We start from the raw sequence: 3,618 nt of genomic DNA on the forward strand, positions 1-3,618 counted from the left end.
CTGACGCGGCGGCTGACGCCCGCACCGTCCAGCCAGTAGGCAGCGAAGGCTACGGCGACCGCAACCGCGGCCTTGCCAACGAAGCCCCCGACTACCAGACCGGTGGCGAACGCAACGGCTATACCCAGCCGCAGGCCAACAATGGCGATACCGCCCAAGGCGTAGGCTCGCGCGGTGGCTCCTACAATGATGCCTACGACGACAGCAAGCCGGGCAGCACCGCCGGCTCGCCCGCGGCCGGTGAGCAGCGCCGCGAAGACCGGGATAGCAACTACGGCAGTGCCGCTCGCGAAGAGAACCGGGCTTCGAGCGAAGAGAATGAGGCCGACCACGGAGCGCCCCGGCGCAACGAGGGGCGCGACGAATAGCAGCAGCATAAAGCACAAGTACCCCGAGTTTTTAATTCGGCCCCTTGAACGAAAACCGTTCTGACGCGCCGAATTAAAAACTCGGGGTACTTGTGCTTATGGGATTTGTTACCGGTGAATTTTTACCCCAATATCGTACTGGTAGCGAGGCCGGCCGCCCAGTGGAATGGCGAAAAAGGGCAGGGCCGTATCGTACTGGTCGGTCACGTAGAATACCAGGTCGTTGGGCGCGGGCTTGGTGGAAGTGAGGCGGAAATCGAGGCTCAGGCCGTGCTCTTTATTAGCAATGGGAAGCACGCTGCTGGTCCATTCGCCGTCGCCGCTCATGGCGCCGGGCTGGCCGTTTTTGGCAATGCTGAACACGTTGAGCGTGGCGGCATTATCCACGTCGTAATTGCTTTGCTTGATGCTCACTACCCGGTCGTTCACGAAGGGGTAGAGGTGCACGGTAGTTTTGCTGGCCGTGGCTGGTAGCCGGAAGCAGTACTCGTAGGTGAAGGCGTTGCCGCCCTCGACCGACACGTTTTCGGTGGGGCTGGTGCTGAAAAAGTAGCGGTAGAGGTTGCCGTCGTTGCCGCTCAGGCCCTTGGCCACCAGCTTGAACACGCGGCCTTTGAACTCTTCCACCGGCTCGCCTTCGAGCGGGTTGAGCGGGCCGAACGTGTACCACTTGCCATCGTATTGCGGCTCGCTACCAAAGGTTTGGCTTTTGAGCAGGCGGCCGGAGGGCACCGGGTTGGTTGGCCGCGGGTCGCGCGCCTGCGGGCCGCTGAAGGTGCCAGGGCCGCCGTAGAGGCTGAACGACGTGGTGGTATTGGCGGCACCCTTCAGGTCGTCGTTTTTGCCGCCGCAGTCGGGGTCCCACACCCGAATATAAACGGGTGTGCGCTGCCGCTCGGGCACGAGGAAGAAGAACGTCTGCGTGAAGTCGTCGTCGCCCCACTGCTTGTCGGACTGCGCCCCGAACGTAATCAGGCTTTCAACCCGCTCGCCGGGGTTGGGCACGGCCTGGGCGCCGGCCGGTGCACTGCTCAACAATGCCATTGCGGCACTCGCATACCAAAAACTGTGTTTCACCATGCCGGCAAGATACCGAGCCCCGGGCAATTGCGGCCGGGTAGTGCGCTGGCCGGTGCACAAAATCGCCCGCTTCGGCGTATGTTTATCATTCGTTAGCCTCCGCTTGTATGCCCGCCGCCGTTCGCGCCACCTCCGATTTCTTCGACCAGCTCACCTTCGACCTGCTGAAGCTGCGCGTGGTGGCTCAGCAGCGATTTCGTCCACTGAGCGCCGAAGAGCTGAACCGCCGGCCCGGCTCGGGCCGCTGGAGCGCCGGGCAATGCCTCGAACACCTCAACATTGTGGGCGGCCACTACCTGCCGCTGATTGCCAACCGCATCAAGCGCGCCCAGGCGCGGGGCTCCAAGCCGGCCGCCGAGGCTAAGCAGGGGTTCATTGGCCGCAAGTTTATTGAGGCCATGCGCCGGCCCGCCAGCGAGAAAGCCCTGACCTCGCCCCGGCGCTACGCGCCTACGGGCACGCGCCTGCCGCGCACCGTGGCCGAAGTATTTAGCCGGCAGATTGACGAGCTGCTGCGCCTGGTGCTGCTGGCGCGGCAGGTGAATGCCAATGCCGTCCGCATTCCCAACCCGCTGTTTCCCTTGATTTTGCTGCGCCTCACCGACCAGCTGGAATTTCTGGTGGTGCACATTCAGCGGCACATTGCGCAGGCCGAGGCTGTGCTCGAAGGCATCAGCGCGCGCAATGCGGCCTCGGCGGCGGCGTAAGCACCGCAGTCCATATTCATGTGCATAAAAAAACGCGCGGCTACTTCAAGCCGCGCGTTTTTTTATGCACATGGACCGGTGCTACTTGATGCCGAAGAAATAGTTGGCCGACAGCTGCAACACCCGGTTGCGGGCCGTGTTGCCGCTGTCGGAGCCATTGCTGTTGAGCGGTACGAGGTTGGCCAGGCCCAGGCCGTAGCCCAGCTGTACCTGCACCGGGCCCTTCCGGTAGCCCATGCCCGCGTTCAGGCCCGCATCGAACTGCCGCACGTAGAACGAGTTGCCGTTGCTGTTGCTGGGCTCCTGGTTGGCAAATTTCACCGGGTACGAGCCCGAGTCGCTCATGTTGAACATACCTTGGTTGTCTTTGACGGTGTAGCTGTAGGTGGCCTTGCCGCCCACGCCCAGTGCCAGATAGGGCCCGGCAAATACCTGGAAGCCCTCGGTGCCGCCCGTGGTGAACACAAAATTCAGGGGCAGTTCAAGGTAGTTGATGTGCGCTACACTATTGCCAGTGTACGTAACGGTGATGCCATTGAAGGACTCGGTGCCGCTTTCTTCGGTTTTGAAGCCTTTCTGGCTGAAAAGCAGCGAGGGCTGGAAGGCGAACCTGCTGCCAAACTGCATGTCGAACGACACACCTACCTGCGGCGTGAACGTATAGTCCGGTTTGGTGCTGTTCGCATCATCGCCGCTGGTGGCAACGGTGGCCATATTCACACCCAGGCGCGGCCCGATGCTAACGGTTGATTGGGCGTGCGCCGCGGTGGCGGCCACTGCCAGAGCGGCCGTGAGGCCGAAAGCGGTAAAAAGGTTTTTCATGGAAAGGATGAATAAAAAAAGCCGCCGGAATTTCCGGCGTTAAAATGCAGCTACAAATATAGCTGGCGGCTTCATCAGGTGTTCATCGTTGATGGGCGGACAATGGGGCAATTGTTCGGGTTGATGTGCAATAAATCGGACACAGGCATCTTTATTGCCTCAACCGTTCGTTGCCTTTCCCGTTGCCCATGCGCTTGTTCCTGCTTGCCTGCCTGTTCCTGACCATGCTGTTTCGCGCCGACTCGGCCGCGCCCGTGCCGCCCGGTACCTACGCCGCCCGCTGGAAAAAAATTGACGCGCTGCTGCGTAAAGACCAGACAACCACCGCCGCACCGCTGGTGGAGGCCATCTATCAGCAGGCCAAAAAATCCGGCGACAATCCAGCCTACGTGCGGGCCCTGCTCTACAAAATCCGCCTGCTGAATGCCAAGCAGGACGATGCCGACGAGAAAGCCATTGCCCTGCTCGAAGCGGAGGTGAAAACGGCCACGTTCCCGGCGCGGCCCATTCTGCACTCGCTGCTGGCCAGCCTCTACACCGATTACCTCAACCAGCACCGCTACGCGCTGTACCAGCGCACGGCCGGCGCCAAACCCACTACCGATGGCCGCCCCGCCGATGGCGACGCGGCCGCCGACGGC

At 61.8% G+C, this 3,618-nt stretch carries 4 protein-coding genes and 1 pseudogene; 3 read left to right on the forward strand and 2 right to left on the reverse strand.

The features are described from left to right. Nucleotides 1-368, forward strand: a pseudogene (locus tag ACYVDE_RS17310) (hypothetical protein); the annotation flags it as partial. A 108-nt stretch (nt 369-476) separates the two neighbouring features. Here ACYVDE_RS17310 and ACYVDE_RS17315 read toward each other — a convergent pair. Then, complete coding sequence (locus ACYVDE_RS17315; RefSeq protein WP_460502799.1) at nt 477-1,373, reverse strand: hypothetical protein; 897 nt, start codon at nt 1,371-1,373, stop codon at nt 477-479. A gap of 182 nt (nt 1,374-1,555) precedes the next feature. Between ACYVDE_RS17315 and ACYVDE_RS17320 the strand changes: the two genes are divergently transcribed. Then, nucleotides 1,556-2,155 (forward strand): DinB family protein, encoded by a 600-nt coding sequence (locus ACYVDE_RS17320; protein ID WP_460502800.1) that lies wholly within the window; start codon nt 1,556-1,558, stop codon nt 2,153-2,155. 81 nt (nt 2,156-2,236) lie between these two features. Here the strand turns inward: ACYVDE_RS17320 and ACYVDE_RS17325 are convergent, their stop codons facing one another. Next, on the reverse strand, nt 2,237-2,977 hold the full coding sequence (locus ACYVDE_RS17325) for a porin family protein (RefSeq protein WP_460502801.1): 741 nt from the start codon (nt 2,975-2,977) through the stop codon (nt 2,237-2,239). A gap of 188 nt (nt 2,978-3,165) precedes the next feature. Here ACYVDE_RS17325 and ACYVDE_RS17330 point away from each other — a divergent pair. Further along, nucleotides 3,166-3,618: hypothetical protein (locus ACYVDE_RS17330; protein WP_460502802.1), on the forward strand; the 453-nt coding region annotated here is incomplete at its 3' end.

This window comes from Hymenobacter agri, from assembly GCF_054778495.1.